Raw genomic sequence first — 16,272 nt, forward strand, 5'->3', positions numbered from 1 at the left:
GAGCAGTGTCATGAAACTGAATGAAAAATTATATGCATTTTTTTCAGAGCATGTGGAACAAATGGCCGAGGAATGGATTGAAACGATGGAGGAAAGTGATCCGAATTCGCTTTACGCCCTACATAATGCAACAGTAACGGAAGAATTGAAAGAGCAGGACAGAGAATTTTACCGGCATCTGAATTACATGTATGTTTTACCGGAAAAACAATTTCTCGAAGAGTTTCAAGAGTGGGTCATTGAGCTGACCAACGATCAAAAACATCTCGACACACCGGTTCAGTATGTCATTCGGGAGTTTATGAGAAACAGGAGATTATATACGAAGTATTTTGAGAAGTTCGCAGAAGAAAATGAATCAGCGTTTGAACCGGGAGAGAAGCAAAAATGGGCAGATTTGATTGTAAAAGTATTTGATTTCACCATTTATACATTCGTTGATCACGCTGAAATGAATGCCAAGCAGCAATTAAACGCCCAAAGAGAAATGATATTGGAATTAAGCTCACCTGTCATTACCCTGAGCAAATCAACAGCTCTGCTGCCGCTTGTCGGTGACATTGATACCGAACGGGCGAAGTTTATTCTGGAAAACACGCTTCAAGCTTGTGCGAAAAGACGTGTGGAGCATCTGTTAATCGATCTGTCAGGTGTTGTTGTGGTGGATACGATGGTGGCGCACCAGATCTTTAAATTGATTGAGGCGCTTAATCTGATCGGTGTCCGGTCAACCCTGTCAGGAATCAGGCCTGAAATTGCGCAAACTGCTGTACAGCTGGGGATTGACTTTTCGAATATTACTATTAAAACCAACCTTGCCCAAGCATTAAACTATCATCAATAAAAAAATCCGCTATCTGTGATAGCGGATTTTTTATGATGCGAAACATAAAGATACGAGAAAGGATCCCGCGAATAATAAGAGGACGAGGCAAAAGAACACCCAGTCGCGCCGGTTCACGCTCAATGTCCTGTAGTATGTCCGGTTTCTGCTTCCTGTAAATCCTTTCGATTCCATCGCAAGCGCTGTCCGTTCCGCTTTTCTGATGGCGCTTGCCAATAGCGGTATGGTATATCGTTTTAACGCACTGATTTTATTAATGATGCCGCTCTCCGCCGCTCCTCCTCTGATTTTATGAGCCTGCTGAATCAGCTGGACCTCATCCTTTAACAGCGGAAGAAAGCGAAAGCCTGCAATGACACCGTACGCGAGCTTTGGTGAGAGCCTGCACTGCTGGACAAGGCTCAGCATAAATAGAATCGGATCGGTTGTAAAAACAAACATCATCGATAAGGCGGAAAAGCATAAAATACGAAACCCGAGAGAGATGCCGACAGACACATTATCGCTGTTAATGGAGATAGGGCCTGCTTGAAACAAAAAATTATCCGGTGTTGTCGGCACTTTTCCAAAAACTGCGGCTGTCCACACGCATCCGAATGCTAAAATCAAAAACGGAATCGTAAACAACAACCATTTTTTCAATGGGATTCCGGCCGCCAGTAAAACGCCCGCAACGATGATGATATAAAAACATGCCGGAGTGTAAGGGTTGTAAATAAACGACAGCATGACGACACAACAAAAAACCGCCGCCGCTTTCACAGTCGGATTAATGAGATGTAACGGTTGCTTCATCACGCACCTCCTCTTGAAATGCCATCCATTCATATAGAAGGGGAAGGGTGAGCTTTGCTTTTTGAACAAGCCCTGTTTCTTGAGAAAACAACTGCGCTGGAGATCCGTCAAAGGCCAGGCCTGTATCGTGAAGCACAAGCACGCTGTCAGCATACGAAGAGACTAGCTCCATATCGTGTGTAATCATAAGGACAGCAGTTCCCTCTGCCTTGATACGTTGAATCATTTCCATGCATTCAGCCGCCGTGCGGGCATCCTGGCCAAAGGTTGGTTCGTCTAATAATAAAACCTTTACGTCATGCATGAGCATAGTAGCTACGCTCAGTCGCCGTTTTTGCCCTTGGCTGATCGCAAACGGATGATGATCAGCCAAATGCGCAAGACCAAAACGCTGCAGCAGGTGTTGCGCTTTTTTCTCAGTTTCAGCATTTGCTTTCTGGCCGAACAGAAGCTCGTCATACACCGTATCGGTGACGAATTGATGCTCAGGGTTTTGAAAAACAAATCCCATCCGTTTACGCAATTCTTTTTCTTTATATTTCTGCAGCGGCTGATCATAGAGAAGGATTTTGCCGCTTTGCGGTTTCATGAGACTGGCCAGAACTGATAGGAGCGTCGATTTTCCAGTTCCGTTCGGACCGACAAGCGCCGTTAAAGAGCCTTCGCGCAACGAAAAGCTGATGTCTTTGAAAATCGCCTGCTGTCCTCTCGCGAACGAAAGGCTGCTGACTTCAAGCACACTCTCCCCAGAAGGGGCTTTCTTCTTTTTGACATGCCCGGCAGGAATAGGCTCTTTGAACAGCATCTCTTTTGATAAAGTAAACGGCATACTCAGCTTTTCCTGCAGATGACAGACCTTTGGAATGGCGATGCCCAATTTCTTTAGTGTCTCCGCTTCATGCTGAAATAGATTTTTCGTCAGGCCATCCAGTGCCTTTTTGCCTGATTTGTCGAGTACGATCGTTCTCTCAATCCAAGGCGCCCATTCATCAAGCTGGTGCTCAATGACGAGGAGGCTGAAACCTTTTTCCCGCTGAAGATCCTTCATCAGATGAACGAACTCCCGAGCTGAGAAAGGGTCTAAAAGAGAGGTCGGCTCATCTAAAATAATAAGCTCAGGCTCCATCGCCAAAATACAGGCGAGAGCCACTTTCTGCTTTTGTCCTCCTGAAAGGGTTGAGATCATTTTTTCTTTTAAATGGGTAATGCGTAATTTTTCTAATACGGCGTTGATTTTCTCTGTCATTTCTTCTTTTGGAATTTGCAGATTTTCCAGCCCGAACGCTATTTCGTCCTCCACCGTCAGCATGCAGAACTGCTGATCAGGATCCTGAAAAACGACCCCGGCATGCTGAGTAATCGTTTCGGAGGTTTCAGCATCTGTGACCGGCTTTTGAAATAGAAATACATGTCCGGACTGAATGCCGTCGCAAGCCTCCGGATATAGACCGTTTAAACAAAGGGCGAGCGAGCTTTTACCGCATCCGCTCGGTCCTAATAATAAAACACATTCTCCTTTTTGAAGCTCAAACGAAATGTCTTGAAAAACCGGTTTCTCGTCTTCTTCATAAGAGAAGCTGAGCTGCTCAACCGTCAGAAGCTCATCAAAGGCTTGCATGTTCTGACGCCCGCTTCCGTTTCTTTTTCAGTTCCTTTCCGAGTGCCATTCCGTTTAACACACCTGTATAAGCGAGAGAGTCGCTGACAGCTTTTCCGAGAAGCCCCGCCAAAAGCGCGCCGGAAATGAGGCGGATCACAAGCATAATGAGCAGATAACCTGGTGAATAGGCTGCATAGCCAGAAACAAAGAGATCATAGATAAAGCTGGCTACTGAAGACCCCATACCGGCCAGCATAAGGACAGGGAGAGAGTATGCTTTCCAGCGTGTTGCAAGAAATACAGCCTCAGCCCCGAGCCCTTGAACAATGCCAATGACGATGACCATCGGGCCAGACGGATTTCCCAGCAGGCACTCAACGAGAGCGGCAATGATTTCAGAAACGAGCGCCGCACCCGGTTTTCGAATCATGTACGCGGCGATCACAGAAACGATAAACCAAATGCCGTAAATTGGTTCATAGGCGATTGGCCCAAACATACCTGCAAGTACGTTTCCGAAATGTGTAAATAATAAATAAACAACGGCAAATACGATACTGATAACGGACATGATGACAATTTCTTTTACTTTCCAGCTTTTCATGTTATCCCTGCTTTCTGTTTTTTCTTGATGGACTGTTAGCCGAAAGATTCACAGTCATGGTGATGTGGTTTGTTTGCTGCTCAGCCATGCGGAAAACGGCCTCCAATGTGCTGAATACGTCATGCGCATCCCCGTCAAGCTCGCTCGCGTAATGGACACCCTGTACGAAAGTGCCTTGGGCTTTTGCAATGTCGACAGCCTCCATAATCAATCCCATATAATCCGGCTCATTCATTGGATAAAGGGCAAATTGGCACGGCGCTTCCGCCTTCAAGCCTCGGACAGCATCTTCATTGACACGCTTATCACCTTTGGAAAGATATGTATCCCCCTGTGTGTCACCCGGGCATCCAATGGAAAACGTGCCGTTCATGACGATGTGTTGTTCGCTGTTTGCTGCATGAAGGTAAATGGCTTTTGCAGCATCGAATACATGATCAATCGATCCGCGTAACACCGTGCTGATATGGTCGGTTTTCGTCCAAACCTTGGATGTATCTGTTTTTTTCAGCGCAGACTTGATCACACTGATAAAATCATCCGTCATCGGATATAAAGAGAAGCGAAAACCGGCGATTCTGCTTGTACCGCAAATATGCTCCATTTCTCCGACCTCCTGTTTTTTTGGTAAAATAAAAAACTGCATATCCTAAGGGAATATGCAGTCATAGATCGATTAAGCGCACAAAAAAATACACCATTCGGTCAACCTGCACTTCCCCACGCTGGTATTATCCAGATCGGGTCATAAGGGATCAAAGCGCGTTTCTTCCGCGCTTTATCTCAGCCAAAACAGCACCCCTAGTGCTTTCCGTATACAATTTTTTATTTTGACATCATAATAGATGATAAGAATCATTTTGTAAACAACGAAATCATTTTTTTCATATAGGGACGGGAGAGGATGGTCAAATTTGGAAAAAGGACACATATTAATTGTGGAAGATGAAGAAAAAATCGCCAGGGTTCTTCAGCTTGAATTGGAATATGAAGGATACAGCGTCACGATCAAACACAATGGCACAGAAGGTCTTGATGCGGCAGCGGAAGGCGGGTATTCCTTGGTGCTTCTTGATGTCATGCTTCCGGGGCTTAGCGGACTGGAAGTGCTGCGCCGCTTGAGAAAAACGGATTCGCAGACACCGGTCATATTATTAACGGCGCGAGACAGTATTCCTGATAAGGTAACAGGTCTGGACATCGGTGCAAATGACTATGTCACCAAGCCGTTTGAAATCGAGGAATTGCTTGCGAGAATCAGGGCGGCGCTGCGGCAAAATGGAACAAAAACTGAAGATATCGGCACCTTTCTTACATATGACGATTTGCGGGTGAACGAAAAAACCCGTGAAGTGAGACGCGGAGACAAAGAGGTGGAATTAACGCCGCGGGAATTTGATCTGCTCGTCTATATGCTAAAGCATCCGCAGCAAGTGCTGACACGGGAGCAAATTCTAAGCTCAGTATGGGGATTTGATTATATCGGTGATACAAATGTCGTGGACGTCTACATAAGATACATCAGAAAAAAACTGGACTATCCTTACGAAAAACAGCTGATCCATACGATTCGCGGGGTCGGCTATGCCATTAAGGGGTAAACGATGAAGCTGAAGACCAAGATTCATCTATACACTTCGATATCACTGTTGATTTTATTAATTTTGGTTCATACCGCAGTATATCTCATTTTTTCGTCTGCGCTGACATCAAAGGATGCGGCCCGGCTTGCTGATGAGACGGATAACATTGCCGAAGCGCTGCGTGCCGCTGAAACAGAAGGAGTGGCTTTGCAGGATATGCTGCAGGCCTATCTTCCGGCAAATGGCATGGTGCGTGTAGTGAATGGTGATCAAAAAGCCGTTATGACGATCACAAAAGAAAAAGCCTATAAAGATTTTCCTCTCTCTTTTCATAGCGGCGAAACGGCAGATGTGAGGAAACCTGACGGCAAGCTGTTTGCCGAGGCTGCTGTTCCGGTGATTTGGACCGATGGACAAGTCGTGTCTCTTCAGCTGGTTGAAAGACTGGAGAACACAGAAGAGAGTCTGTTTCTGCTGAAAATCATCTTAATCGCTGCAAGTGCTGCTGTCTGCATTGCTTCTTTTTTTGCAGGCAGCTTGCTAGCCCGCCGAATCATCAATCCGATCAGACGATTAATGATCACAATGAAAGACATACAGCGAGACAAAGAATTTAAAACGATTTCTTTAGAAGGACAGTCCAACGATGAATTGTATCAAATGGGGCTGACATTTAATGAAATGGCAATGATGCTGAAGGAGCACTATGATAAACAGCAGCAATTTGTTCAAGATGCTTCACACGAATTGAAAACCCCGCTCACTATTATAGAAAGCTACAGCAGCCTGATGAAGCGGTGGGGTGCAAAAAAGCCGGAGGTGCTTGAGGAGTCGATAGAAGCCATTCACTCAGAAGCGGTGCATATGAAAAAACTGACCAATCAGCTTTTGGCGCTGGCCAAAAGCCATCAAGGACTCGAGGTTGATCTGAAAACAATCGATCTGATTAAAGCGGCGCGCGCGGTTATGCAAACGCTCCAGTCCGTTTATCAGCGTGACATATTGCTTGAAACAGATAAAGAGAGCCTGCTTGTAAAGGCAGATGAAGAACGCATCAAGCAGCTGTTGACCATTTTGCTTGATAATGCAATAAAGTATAGTGAAAAGCCTATTGAGATGTCAGCCGGAACGAGGAATGGACGGCCATTTCTATCAGTGAGGGATGAAGGCATCGGAATACCTGAGGAGCATATCCCGCATTTGTTCGAACGGTTCTACCGGGCAGATGAGGCACGAAACAGAAAAACAGGCGGAACAGGTTTAGGCCTTTCCATTGCCAAGCAAATCGCTGATGAGCATGGCATTGAGCTGTCTGTCAAAAGCAAGCCGGGACAAGGAACAGCTGTCACCATGCAATTCAGCGAACAGAATGGGGGAGGCCGATGACTAAAACAATAAAAACAGTATCTTTTGCTGCAGCAGCCATTTTAGTTGTCATCATCTGTACGTTTCTCATCATTCGGCAAACCCATGAGAACGTATTGTCAAAGGAGACTGTCGTAAAAAAAGTCGAAGCCTCTTATGAAGGCAAGGTCACGAAAGCAACACAATCAAAGGATAAAAAAACATATGATATAACCCTTGAAAATCCAAAGGGAACTTACTTTGTAAAAGCAGACGCAATATCGGCTGACATTCTTTCAATGAATAGAGTAAAAGCAGTGAATCCATCTGCCATGACAGAAAAAGAAGCCGAGCATCTCGCGCTTGAGCGGGTGCCGGGAACGGTCAAAAAACAAACACGGCAAAGTCAAGTTGCCACTTATACCATACAAAAAGAAGACGGGAAAACATACGAAGTGAAGGTAGACATGCAGGCAAAAACAGTCTTGTCTGCCGATCAAATCAGCAGCAAAGATCAACAAAAAACGCCGATTACGAAAAAAGAAGCCAAAACAATTGCAGAGCGAAAAACGGGCGGAACAGCGGATGACGCAGATCTCGAAGAAAGTGAGGGCACTCTCATCTTTGAAGTAGACGTTGATCTTCCTGATAATAAGGAAGCGACAGTGAAAATCAATGCCTACACAGGAAAGGTAGCTAACATTGTGTATGAAGACTGACGGTTTCTCATCAAATTCTCATCTTGCTCTCGTTTTCCTTTCATGTTGAGTATGTAAACTGTACTCATACAAAACAAAGGAGGGCTCACAAATGCTCAAGAAAAAATGGATGGTCGGTCTTTTAGCAGGGTGCCTAGCGGCCGGAGGATTCAGCTACAACGCGTTTGCCACAGAAAACAATGAAAACAGACAGGCTTCTTCTAAGACGGATGCACTCACTGAACAAGAAGCAGAAGCAATTGCTAAAACAGTTGTTGACGGCACAGTAGAAGACATTGACAGAGACCTTTACAACGGCAAAGAAGTCTATGAAGTGGAGATTGAAAAAGAAGGTGAAGACTACGACGTTTATGTAGATATTCATACAAAACAAGCGCTTAATGACCCGTTAAAGGAGAAAGCAGAACAAGTCGCCATAACCAAAGAAGAAGCTGAAGAAATTGCTTTAAAGCAAACAGGTGGAACCGTAACAGAAAGTAAGCTTGACGAAGATGACGGTGCTTACATCTATGAAATGGAAATCCAAACGAAGCAAGGAACTGAGACAGAATTTGAAATTTCCGCAAAAGATGGACGCATTATCAAACAGGAGATAGATGACTAATCAAAACCCCCGCTGCAGCGGGGGTTTTTCATGATAAGAAACCTTCTTTTGGACAATCTAAGTAGAAAAGGAGGCGAAACGCATGGAAAAGAAAGAGGAGCAATACATCAATCAGGCTGAATATGTCCCTCATCCGACGAAGGAAGGAGAGTATGCCTTATTTCTTCATGAAACGTATCATTTGCTTTCTGAAGATGACGAGACACAAACAACAGAATAAGGGCTTAGGCCCTTGTTTTGTTCCGTAATTGTGATGTAAGCGCATTTATTACTTTTTTGAGTTGACATAGCTTGTTTTTTTCTGTAATCTCAGTGTGTCAATTCAATTAGGAACTTCGTTAGGTGAGGCTCCTGTATGGAGATACGCTGCTGCCCAAAAATGTCCAAAGACGCCAATGGGTCAACAGAAATCATCGACATAAGGTGATTTTTAATGCAGCTGGATGCTTGTCCTATGCCATACAGTGCTAAAGCTCTACGATTGAAGGCGCCCGCACGCTTTTTTTGCCGTGCTTCTTTCACCTTCAATCCCGAAGGCTTTTTTTATGCCTTTAAAACGAAACCAATCAAAGGAGGTGCGGAGTATGGATTCTCCCCATTCGAGTCAATCTGAAGAAGTACCCATATACTATGACAGCAAGACAATTGATTACACGATGAGGAGACGAACTGCCGCACCTTCTGGCGAGGCCGGCACGTCTCCGTAGAGGAGGTACGAGTCCCGATGGTTCAAAACATGACCTATGACGAACTCATTTTACGCATCATTATTTTACTGCGAGACGGGAAAATCAGGGATTTTAGAAGTGTTATTGATGAGCTTCAGCCCTATGACATGGCATTTATTTTTAAAGAAATGCCGGAAAAACATCGCGCCCGCTATTTATCTTATTTAACTGTAGACGATATCACTGATATGATCGGGGAGCTGGAACGCGAATTTCAGCTTGTCGTCTTAAATAAAGTCGGAAAAACAAAAGCAACACTGGCGATGAACAAAATGGACAACGATGACCTCGCTCAATTGCTTGAAGAAATGGACGAAGAACTGAAGGAACAGCTTTTATCCAGCATGGAAGCGTCAGAATCAAAAGCTGTACAGCTCTTGATGAATTACCCGGCTGATTCAGCGGGACGCATGATGACAAACCGGTATGTGTGGATCCCTCAGCATTACACGGTAAAAGACGCGGTCGTCAAACTGAAAAGCTTCGCTGAAATAGCTGAATCGATCAACTACTTATATGTTATTAATGAAAGCAAACAGCTGGTTGGGGTTCTTTCCTACCGCGATTTGATTCTGGGTGAACCTGAAGAAAAGGTGCAGGATTTAATGTTTACCCGCGTCATATCAGCAGATGCTCTTCAGGACCAGGAAGAAGTTGCCCGCCTGATAGAACGTTACGATTTTTTGGCAATACCGGTTGTAGAAGAAAACAACGTGCTTGTCGGCATTGTGACGGTTGATGATATTATCGACGTTGTTATTCGGGAAGCTGATGAGGATTACGAAAAATTTGCCGCTTCCGGTAAAGACATCACCTTTGACACAAAAGCTTACGTGGCGGCATACCGGCGTCTGCCATGGCTGATTTTACTCTTATTTATCGGACTGATTTCAGGAAGCATTATCAGCTATTTTGAAGACGCGCTGAAGCAGGTTGTCGCGCTTGCGTTTTTCATGCCGATGGTGTCAGGGATGACAGGAAATACGGGAACACAATCTCTTGCGGTTGTCATCAGAGGTTTGTCTAAAGAAGAAATGAACAAAAAAACGATTGTGCGCCTGATCTTCCGGGAGTTCAGAACAAGCATTTTTATCGGAGCGGTTTGTTCTGTGCTGATTGCGATTGTTTCTATCATATGGCAGGGGAATGCGCTTTTGGGATTTGTTGTCGCCTCTTCACTGTTCTTAACCTTAATCATCGGCACGATGTCAGGAACGATTATCCCTATTATTTTGCACAAACTGAAAGTAGACCCGGCGATTGCTTCTGGACCGCTGATTACAACGTTAAACGATATTTTATCTTTATTAATCTACTTTGGCATTGCCACTGCATTCATTCACTCATTATAAACGTAAAAAGTCCGTCTCAACTGCGAGCCGGACTTTTATTATTTAACGGTTTTTGTACCGAAAGTGAGCATTAAGCTGCCCCTCCAGCATTTTTTTCCGCACTTGCGGATCGTTTTTTAACATCTGTTCTTTTTTGCGCATATCCTTTAAAATCTCTGCCGTCTGTACGCCGTCTTCACGCTTATTGGCGATATCCATCAGCCGCTCCACATCGGCAAAGGAGTATTTTCTTGTCCCCCTTGAAGAACGCTGCGGGTAAATGAGCTTTCGTTCCTCATAATACCTGATCTGTCTTACGGACAATCCTGTCAATTCACTCACAATTCCGATTGAAATCACTTTTTTGTCTTTATAAGAATGATCTTCTGTGGTCATTTTTCCACCCCTGGATGTCTTTTGATAATAGTATATAAAAAACAAAGAGAAAAAACCTGACGCTTGTCATATTTTCTAACATCAAATAGAAGATTTTTGAAAAAATACGGAAGAAAAATTAACAAGAATAATGCGTAACACCCAAGCGCGTTTTATCCTTTATGTAACGAATCAAACGAGGAGGAAGGATAATCATGGAGGAAGAAAAAGCAGTCTCACTGGCAAAAGAAATTATAGAGTTGGATATCAAGCGTGATGAAATGCTGGAGACGTTTATGCAGCTTGCCGGAGAACAGGCTTTTCAATTATTAAGATCGGTTCAAAACGGACAATACCGAAAATCTTCGTAAACATAAATTCTTTACATTAGATTCATACCACGTTCATTTAAAAAGAGTATCTTTTGTATAGGATACCTCAAAATGAAGGAGGACGCTATGAGTAATTTATTGAAATCCGCTTTAGAAAAAGAACGACGCCATTATTCTGAAAAACTCTATCAGATAGGGGTTTATAATAAAGAGGTCATGAACAAAATGACGATTTCTGAGCTTCGGAAAGAATACGCTTATTTCTTTCGAAGCATTACAAATCATAAAAATTATCCTTATACAAGATAATGTATAAGGATTTTTTTGCTTTTAGAAGGAATTTCTCGAATTATAGCGAATACGTATAGTAAGGGACTGAACTCTTATTATATGTAAGGGTTTTCATTATTTTTTTATAAAAATCCTATATACGAGGTAGATATGATGAGATTATCGTTTAACGAAGAAGAAGTTGAGCGTGCGATGAATTTGTACAGAGTTTTTGCAAGGGCTTTCAAAAGTGTGTCCGAACATAGTATCCGTGATAGCAAAGAGCACGGTTTTAATCCCACTGAATTTGCTGTACTGGAACTCCTGTACACAAGAGGCCCGCAAAAATTACAGCAAATTGGGTCGAGACTTCTGCTTGTAAGCGGAAACGTCACATATGTTATTGACAAACTAGAAAGAAACGGGTTTTTAGTAAGGGAGCAGGACCCGAAAGATAAACGCTCTGTTTACGCACATTTAACTGACAAGGGAAATGAGTATTTGGATAAAATTTATCCGATTCATGCACTGCGTATTGCGAGAGCGTTTTCAGGTCTTTCGCCTGATGAACAGGACCAGCTGATCGTCCTGCTCAAGAAAGCAGGCATACACAGCCAGCATTTGCTGTTTCGTTAACTATTCTACACTCTCTATTTCAGGAGAGTGTTTTTTTGTTTCCATATGATTCTTTTTAAAACATCTTTAATCTTCCTATCAGACATTTCGCCAAGGTATCCATTGACGTGTTTTTTATACTCCTTCATCTGTTCGTTCGATTGAAAAAATGCCGCGATATACTCTTCTGCTTTCTGCATGTCCCAGTTTCTCATATCTGTGACGAGTTTCCTTTCATGTAGAAGGTTTAAATTCATTTCCTCCTGTCCCGGCAGTGCATGATAAATAAATACCGGAAGCCGTTTCTGTAAGCATTCACTGATGGTCACGCCTCCGGGTTTAGTCATGATGCCTGTCGCCTGTTCGTACAAACGGTTCATCTCTGCTTTGCTGTGAAGGTAAGGAATCGCCTCAATCAAGGGGTGGTGTAAACTTTTGACATAGGAGTAGAGCTTTTCGTTTCTGCCGCATAATATTTTGTATAAGATCTTTCCGCCTGGCGACAGTTCCTGCACCCATTTTAAAATCCCACCGACCCCCATACTGCCCCCTGTGATGATGATGGTATATGGCGGGTGGTGCTGCAAGGTATCTGCTGATTCCATTTCAAAATTTTGGTGAACTGGAATGCCGGTCAAGTATATGTTGTTCTGATCGATACCCTCTGATATTAGCTGCTTCTTTACTTCCGTGCTCGGAACAAAATGGTAATCAATGTTCTTCCGTCCCCATAATTGATTCACGAAAAAATCAGTGTATACATTCACAACCGTCAGATTCGGATATTCAGGCTTTAGTCGGTTCAGCAGATAAGAAGGCAGCGCATGTGTGCAGAAGGCGATATCAGGCTGTTTTTCTTGGAGGATGTGCCTCATTTGCTGTGTGAACAGCCATTCGTACATGAAATAGCGTTTGTCATGCTGAAATTCTCCGCAGGCGAGGAGCCTGTAAATGCCGCTGTACGTTTTCGGGAAATATTGAATCCATTTTAAATAAGCCACGGAGGACAATTTTTCTAACCGCCTATACGAATGTGAAAAGATATCAATCTTTTCAGCTGCCAGCCCTTGAGACTCTAATTCAGCCTGCAATGCATCAGCCACATGATGATGGCCGGTGGAAATGCTTAAAAAAGGAAAAATGAGAATGTTTTTCATGACAGTCCTCCTAAAAAAATATGGCAACTATATTTTGAGGAGAACGTTCACAAAATATAAGGGTGTTTTTGATCATAAGGAAGGTGAAAAGATGAAAACTTGTTTCCTTTCCATATGGAGAGTGGTTGATCCGATTTATTTCTTTTTTTCAAGGCTAAGCTTGATTGACAACGATCAAAAAAGCGTTTTTCGAGTCAGGCTGACGAAGTACAAAGGACATCATGTCGTGCTTAGCGACGGAACGCATATAAGAAAAAATGATGTGCTCGTTAAAATCCACCTGCATAACATAAAGCTGATCAGGGAGCTGCAAAGCATTGAGAGCGCAGTCAGAAAGGGAATCATTATTTATCAGAAAGTATATCAATCGATGCCGCTTCTTCTTGACTATATCAACAATCATAAAAAAAGCGAGAAAATCAAAGGAATCATTGGGATTACAATGCTTGACAAAGGTGTGGAAAGGCTCGGCTTTGATGTGATCACCCCGGTGAACCCTTTTTACAGATGCTTTAAAAAAGTGTCTCATGTGCCGATTTTATATTTGACTTCAAAGCCTGTGAGCTTGCGGCATTTACCGAATTCATCCTATTTGTTTATCTCAAAAGAAAAGCTGCAGAAAACCTATCAAAAAAAAGACTGATGCCTCGGTCAGCACAGTCTTTTTTGATTAAATCTGATGAAATGTCACTTCAGGGCGGCTTCCGACACGGATATTTACGCCGGTTTGTCCCAAGCCCTCGCTGATATAAAATGGTTTATCGTGATGATAATGAAGGCCTTTAATCATGTTCATTCGCACGAGCTTTCCCATTTTCACCAAATGATACGGTTTTGGCCAGTGAATTTGCCCGCCGTGAAAATGCCCTGACAGCAGGTAATCATAATGAACATCTTTCATATCCAGAATAATATTTGGGTCATGTGTTAAGACAAGATGATAGCCATTTTCCAGACTTTGATAAGAGCCGGTGATATTACTCCGATTCGTACTGTAATCATCAATGCCGATAATATTGACTGGTCCTGCAGCCGTCTCGATTCGAACATGTTCATTTTGCAGCGTGATACAGCCGTTTTCCTCTAAAACTCGCTTCAATCTCTGAAAGTCCTCTTCTTTCAATACATAATCGTGGTTACCGAACACCGCGTACATTCCATATGCAGGCTTTAGCTTTTGCAAGGCGTTCAAGTAACCTGCCAGTTTCGGAATATTACGTTTCCGATCAAGAAAATCCCCGGTAAGAGCAATGATGTCCACAGGCTGATCTTTTGTTAAATGATACAGCTCCTCAGGTGAGACTGAAATGTTTTCCAAGTGAAGATCAGATAAATGAAGGATATTTAATTTTTTTCTGGCTGGAAGGCCGTCTTTTTGGTCGATTGAAATGGTGTTGACTTTCACATCTTTTGTATTGCGGTTCGCTTTATATAGAAATGGCACAAATACGAGTATGGCCAATGAAAGTAAGATTGTAAACAAAATATATCCCCTCCCTTCTATCAGTATAGTAAGTGATCAAGCCCTATGGATAGCGGGAATTAATGGGTAGAGACAGGTTGAAAAACGGATTGTCATATGATGAATGATTTGGAAGGGAAAAGGGATAATAAATTTTGACACATGAGGCAGAACATGCCGACGGAGTCAGAATAACAAATGGATGTGTAAGCAATGTTACGATTGATGAGACAACAAAAAAAAGAAACATATTATCTCTGGATCGCATTATTTCTTCTTTTATTGTATGTATCCCCGCTTTTTATTTTAAAGGAAGATGCCCATATCCGGGTCCACGATAATTTAGATTCCAACATCGCTTGGTACAAGGTTCTGGCCGATAGCGGAGAAATCGTCGGCAAGGTTGACGCTGCCATTCCGCAAATCATTAACGGGCTGCCCCGGGATGCCTTTGGCACCGAGTGGAGCGGAATTGTTTGGCTCCATGCTTTCTTTTCTTCCATGACCGCCTATGCAATAAGCCAGACGGTTACAAGAGTTGTCGCTTTTTTTGGAATGTATGTGCTGCTGAAGAAACATATAATCCCGGAACCAAAAGCGGCTTTCATCCGAATTGGCGTATCGCTTGCATTTGCCTTAACACCGTTCTGGCCTTCGGGAATGCTGAGTACGCTTGGGTACCCTTTGGCACTGTGGGCTTTTTTAAATATCCGAAAAGGGGATATCTCATGGAGAGAGTGGCTGACGCTGGGCTTGCTCCCTCTATACTCAAGCTTTGTTCTAGGCTTCTTCTTTTTCCTGGCAGGGATGGCGTGTTTTTGGCTGTATGATGCCATTACAAAAAGAAGATGGAATTTGATGTTCTTAGGCAGTATTGCATTTATGACGAGTATCTATCTTTTCGTTGAATATCGGCTTGTCTATTCGATGCTGTTTGAGCACGCACCGATGCATCGTATCGAATTTATCTCATCTAGGCATGACGTTTGGCATTCTCTTCGACTATCCATAAAAAACTTTGTCTATGGCCATAATCATGTGATGACCGTTCATACCGTTGTCATCCTTCCGATCCTGATGGTCGTATTTGCTGCTCTGCTGTTCAAACGAAATCGGACAAAGCCAGAAAATGTTTATCTGTTTTTATGTGTGCTTAATTACGGGTTGTCATTATGGTATGCGTTTTGGTTCAACAAAATTTGGGCTGTTCCAAAGCAGAAATTTGCTTTTTTAGCAGAATTTAATTTTGCCCGTTTTCATTTTCTTCGGCCGCTTGTTATATACGTGAGCTTTGCGCTTGCTTTATATCTCATTTGGCGGATGGGGAAAGGATGGAAATGGCTTGTGTACGCCGCAGTCGCTGCACAGCTGATGGTGTTGGCGCCTTTTAATGAAGAATATACGTATGGTGTTCATTACAACGCGCCGACATTCAGGGAGTTTTATGCATCAGAGCAATTCAAAGAGATTAAGGAATATATCGGACGTCCGCAAGATTCGTATAGGGTGGCGAGCATCGGACTGCATCCGTCTATCGCCCAATATAACGGGTTTTATACGTTAGATACGTATAACAATCTGTATCCGCTCTCATATAAATATGAATTTAGAAAAATCATCGAAAAAGAGCTGGAAAAAAATTCTCGGCTGAAACAATACTTTGATGAATGGGGCAGCCGCTGCTACCTTTTTGTCGATGAACTCGGTAAACGATATGATTTCAAAAAGAACTCGAAGAAAACGATCAACAACCTTCAATTAAATACAGATGTATTTAAAAAAATGGGTGGACGGTACATTTTTTCTTCAGTTCCGATCATGAATGCTGAACAAAACCATCTCGCGCTCGTAAAGACGTTTGACCATAAAGATTCCGCCTGGCGCATTTATTTATATGAAACAAGATAAG

At 43.1% G+C, this 16,272-nt stretch carries 19 protein-coding genes and 2 other RNA genes; 13 read left to right on the plus strand and 8 right to left on the minus strand.

What is annotated here, in order from left to right; all coding sequences use genetic code 11:
* The first annotated feature begins 10 nt into the window (after positions 1-10).
* The gene (rsbRB, locus tag BSU_13200) at positions 11-844 is read left to right on the plus strand and encodes a component of the anxiosome (stressosome) (RefSeq protein ID NP_389203.1); all 834 of its coding nucleotides are present in this window, start codon (positions 11-13) and stop codon (positions 842-844) included.
* Between the two features lie 30 nt (positions 845-874).
* Here the strand turns inward: rsbRB and thiX are convergent, their stop codons facing one another.
* From thiX to tswB, 5 genes are all read right to left on the minus strand, one after another.
* Positions 875-1,639 carry a thiamine transporter, transmembrane T component gene (gene thiX, locus BSU_13210; RefSeq protein ID NP_389204.1) on the minus strand — a complete coding sequence of 255 codons (765 nt, stop codon included), beginning with the start codon at positions 1,637-1,639 and terminating at the stop codon, positions 875-877.
* Positions 1,614-3,257, minus strand: a complete 1,644-nt coding sequence (thiW, locus tag BSU_13220; protein NP_389205.2) for a thiamine ABC transporter (ATP-binding subunit) — start codon at positions 3,255-3,257, stop codon at positions 1,614-1,616. The genes thiX and thiW overlap by 26 nt, the downstream gene beginning before the upstream one ends.
* Positions 3,244-3,843, minus strand: a complete 600-nt coding sequence (gene thiV / locus BSU_13230) for a thiamine transporter, permease component (protein NP_389206.2) — start codon at positions 3,841-3,843, stop codon at positions 3,244-3,246. Before thiV ends, thiW begins: the two co-directional genes overlap by 14 nt.
* Position 3,844: 1 nt before the next feature.
* On the minus strand, positions 3,845-4,447 hold the full coding sequence (gene thiU, locus BSU_13240) for a thiamine-binding protein (oxidation stress protein) (protein NP_389207.1): 603 nt from the start codon (positions 4,445-4,447) through the stop codon (positions 3,845-3,847).
* Between the two features lie 96 nt (positions 4,448-4,543).
* An RNA gene (gene tswB / locus BSU_misc_RNA_19) (thiamine pyrophosphate riboswitch) lies at positions 4,544-4,656 on the minus strand.
* 101 nt (positions 4,657-4,757) lie between these two features.
* On the opposite strand from tswB, the gene ykoG reads away from it, so the two are divergent.
* From ykoG to mgtE, 7 genes are all read left to right on the plus strand, one after another.
* A complete protein-coding gene (gene ykoG, locus BSU_13250) occupies positions 4,758-5,444 on the plus strand; it encodes a two-component response regulator [YkoH] (RefSeq protein ID NP_389208.1) in 687 nt (228 codons plus the stop codon).
* A gap of 3 nt (positions 5,445-5,447) precedes the next feature.
* A complete protein-coding gene (gene ykoH / locus BSU_13260; protein ID NP_389209.1) occupies positions 5,448-6,812 on the plus strand; it encodes a two-component sensor histidine kinase [YkoG] in 1,365 nt (454 codons plus the stop codon).
* A complete protein-coding gene (gene ykoI / locus BSU_13270) occupies positions 6,809-7,489 on the plus strand; it encodes a conserved membrane protein of unknown function (RefSeq protein ID NP_389210.1) in 681 nt (226 codons plus the stop codon). Before ykoH ends, ykoI begins: the two co-directional genes overlap by 4 nt.
* 91 nt (positions 7,490-7,580) lie before the next feature.
* Positions 7,581-8,093: a hypothetical protein gene (ykoJ, locus tag BSU_13280; protein NP_389211.1), complete on the plus strand. Its 513-nt coding sequence runs from the start codon at positions 7,581-7,583 to the stop codon at positions 8,091-8,093.
* Positions 8,094-8,175: 82 nt separating this feature from the next.
* The gene (gene ykzD / locus BSU_13290) at positions 8,176-8,313 is read left to right on the plus strand and encodes a hypothetical protein (RefSeq protein NP_389212.1); all 138 of its coding nucleotides are present in this window, start codon (positions 8,176-8,178) and stop codon (positions 8,311-8,313) included.
* 113 nt (positions 8,314-8,426) lie between these two features.
* Positions 8,427-8,580, plus strand: an RNA gene (gene swmG, locus BSU_misc_RNA_68) — magnesium riboswitch.
* A gap of 237 nt (positions 8,581-8,817) precedes the next feature.
* Entirely contained in the window at positions 8,818-10,173 is a 1,356-nt protein-coding gene (gene mgtE / locus BSU_13300) for a magnesium transporter (RefSeq protein NP_389213.1), read from the plus strand.
* 42 nt (positions 10,174-10,215) lie between these two features.
* Here mgtE and tnrA read toward each other — a convergent pair whose 3' ends face one another.
* On the minus strand, positions 10,216-10,548 hold the full coding sequence (gene tnrA / locus BSU_13310) for a nitrogen sensing transcriptional regulator (protein NP_389214.1): 333 nt from the start codon (positions 10,546-10,548) through the stop codon (positions 10,216-10,218).
* Positions 10,549-10,742: 194 nt separating this feature from the next.
* Here tnrA and ykzB point away from each other — a divergent pair, with 194 nt between their 5' ends.
* The 3 genes from ykzB to ykoM all read left to right on the plus strand — a co-directional run bounded on the left by ykzB (position 10,743) and on the right by ykoM (position 11,765).
* The gene (gene ykzB / locus BSU_13320; protein ID NP_389215.1) at positions 10,743-10,898 is read left to right on the plus strand and encodes a hypothetical protein; all 156 of its coding nucleotides are present in this window, start codon (positions 10,743-10,745) and stop codon (positions 10,896-10,898) included.
* Between the two features lie 87 nt (positions 10,899-10,985).
* Positions 10,986-11,168: a hypothetical protein gene (gene ykoL, locus BSU_13330; RefSeq protein ID NP_389216.1), complete on the plus strand. Its 183-nt coding sequence runs from the start codon at positions 10,986-10,988 to the stop codon at positions 11,166-11,168.
* Positions 11,169-11,300: 132 nt separating this feature from the next.
* Positions 11,301-11,765, plus strand: a complete 465-nt coding sequence (ykoM, locus tag BSU_13340) for a putative transcriptional regulator (MarR family) (protein ID NP_389217.1) — start codon at positions 11,301-11,303, stop codon at positions 11,763-11,765.
* A gap of 14 nt (positions 11,766-11,779) precedes the next feature.
* Here the strand turns inward: ykoM and ykoN are convergent, their stop codons facing one another.
* Positions 11,780-12,901 (minus strand): putative glycosyltransferase, encoded by a 1,122-nt coding sequence (gene ykoN / locus BSU_13350; RefSeq protein NP_389218.2) that lies wholly within the window; start codon positions 12,899-12,901, stop codon positions 11,780-11,782.
* Between the two features lie 91 nt (positions 12,902-12,992).
* On the opposite strand from ykoN, the gene ykoP reads away from it, so the two are divergent.
* Positions 12,993-13,544, plus strand: coding sequence for a hypothetical protein (gene ykoP / locus BSU_13360; protein NP_389219.2), 552 nt, complete (start codon positions 12,993-12,995; stop codon positions 13,542-13,544).
* Positions 13,545-13,571: 27 nt separating this feature from the next.
* Here the strand turns inward: ykoP and ykoQ are convergent, their stop codons facing one another.
* The gene (gene ykoQ, locus BSU_13370) at positions 13,572-14,384 is read right to left on the minus strand and encodes a putative metallophosphoesterase (RefSeq protein NP_389220.1); all 813 of its coding nucleotides are present in this window, start codon (positions 14,382-14,384) and stop codon (positions 13,572-13,574) included.
* A gap of 192 nt (positions 14,385-14,576) precedes the next feature.
* Here ykoQ and ykoS point away from each other — a divergent pair, with 192 nt between their 5' ends.
* A complete protein-coding gene (ykoS, locus tag BSU_13380; RefSeq protein NP_389221.1) occupies positions 14,577-16,271 on the plus strand; it encodes a putative integral membrane protein in 1,695 nt (564 codons plus the stop codon).
* Position 16,272: the final 1 nt, after the last annotated feature.

The organism is Bacillus subtilis subsp. subtilis str. 168 (assembly GCF_000009045.1).
Lineage (GTDB): Bacteria > Bacillota > Bacilli > Bacillales > Bacillaceae > Bacillus > Bacillus subtilis.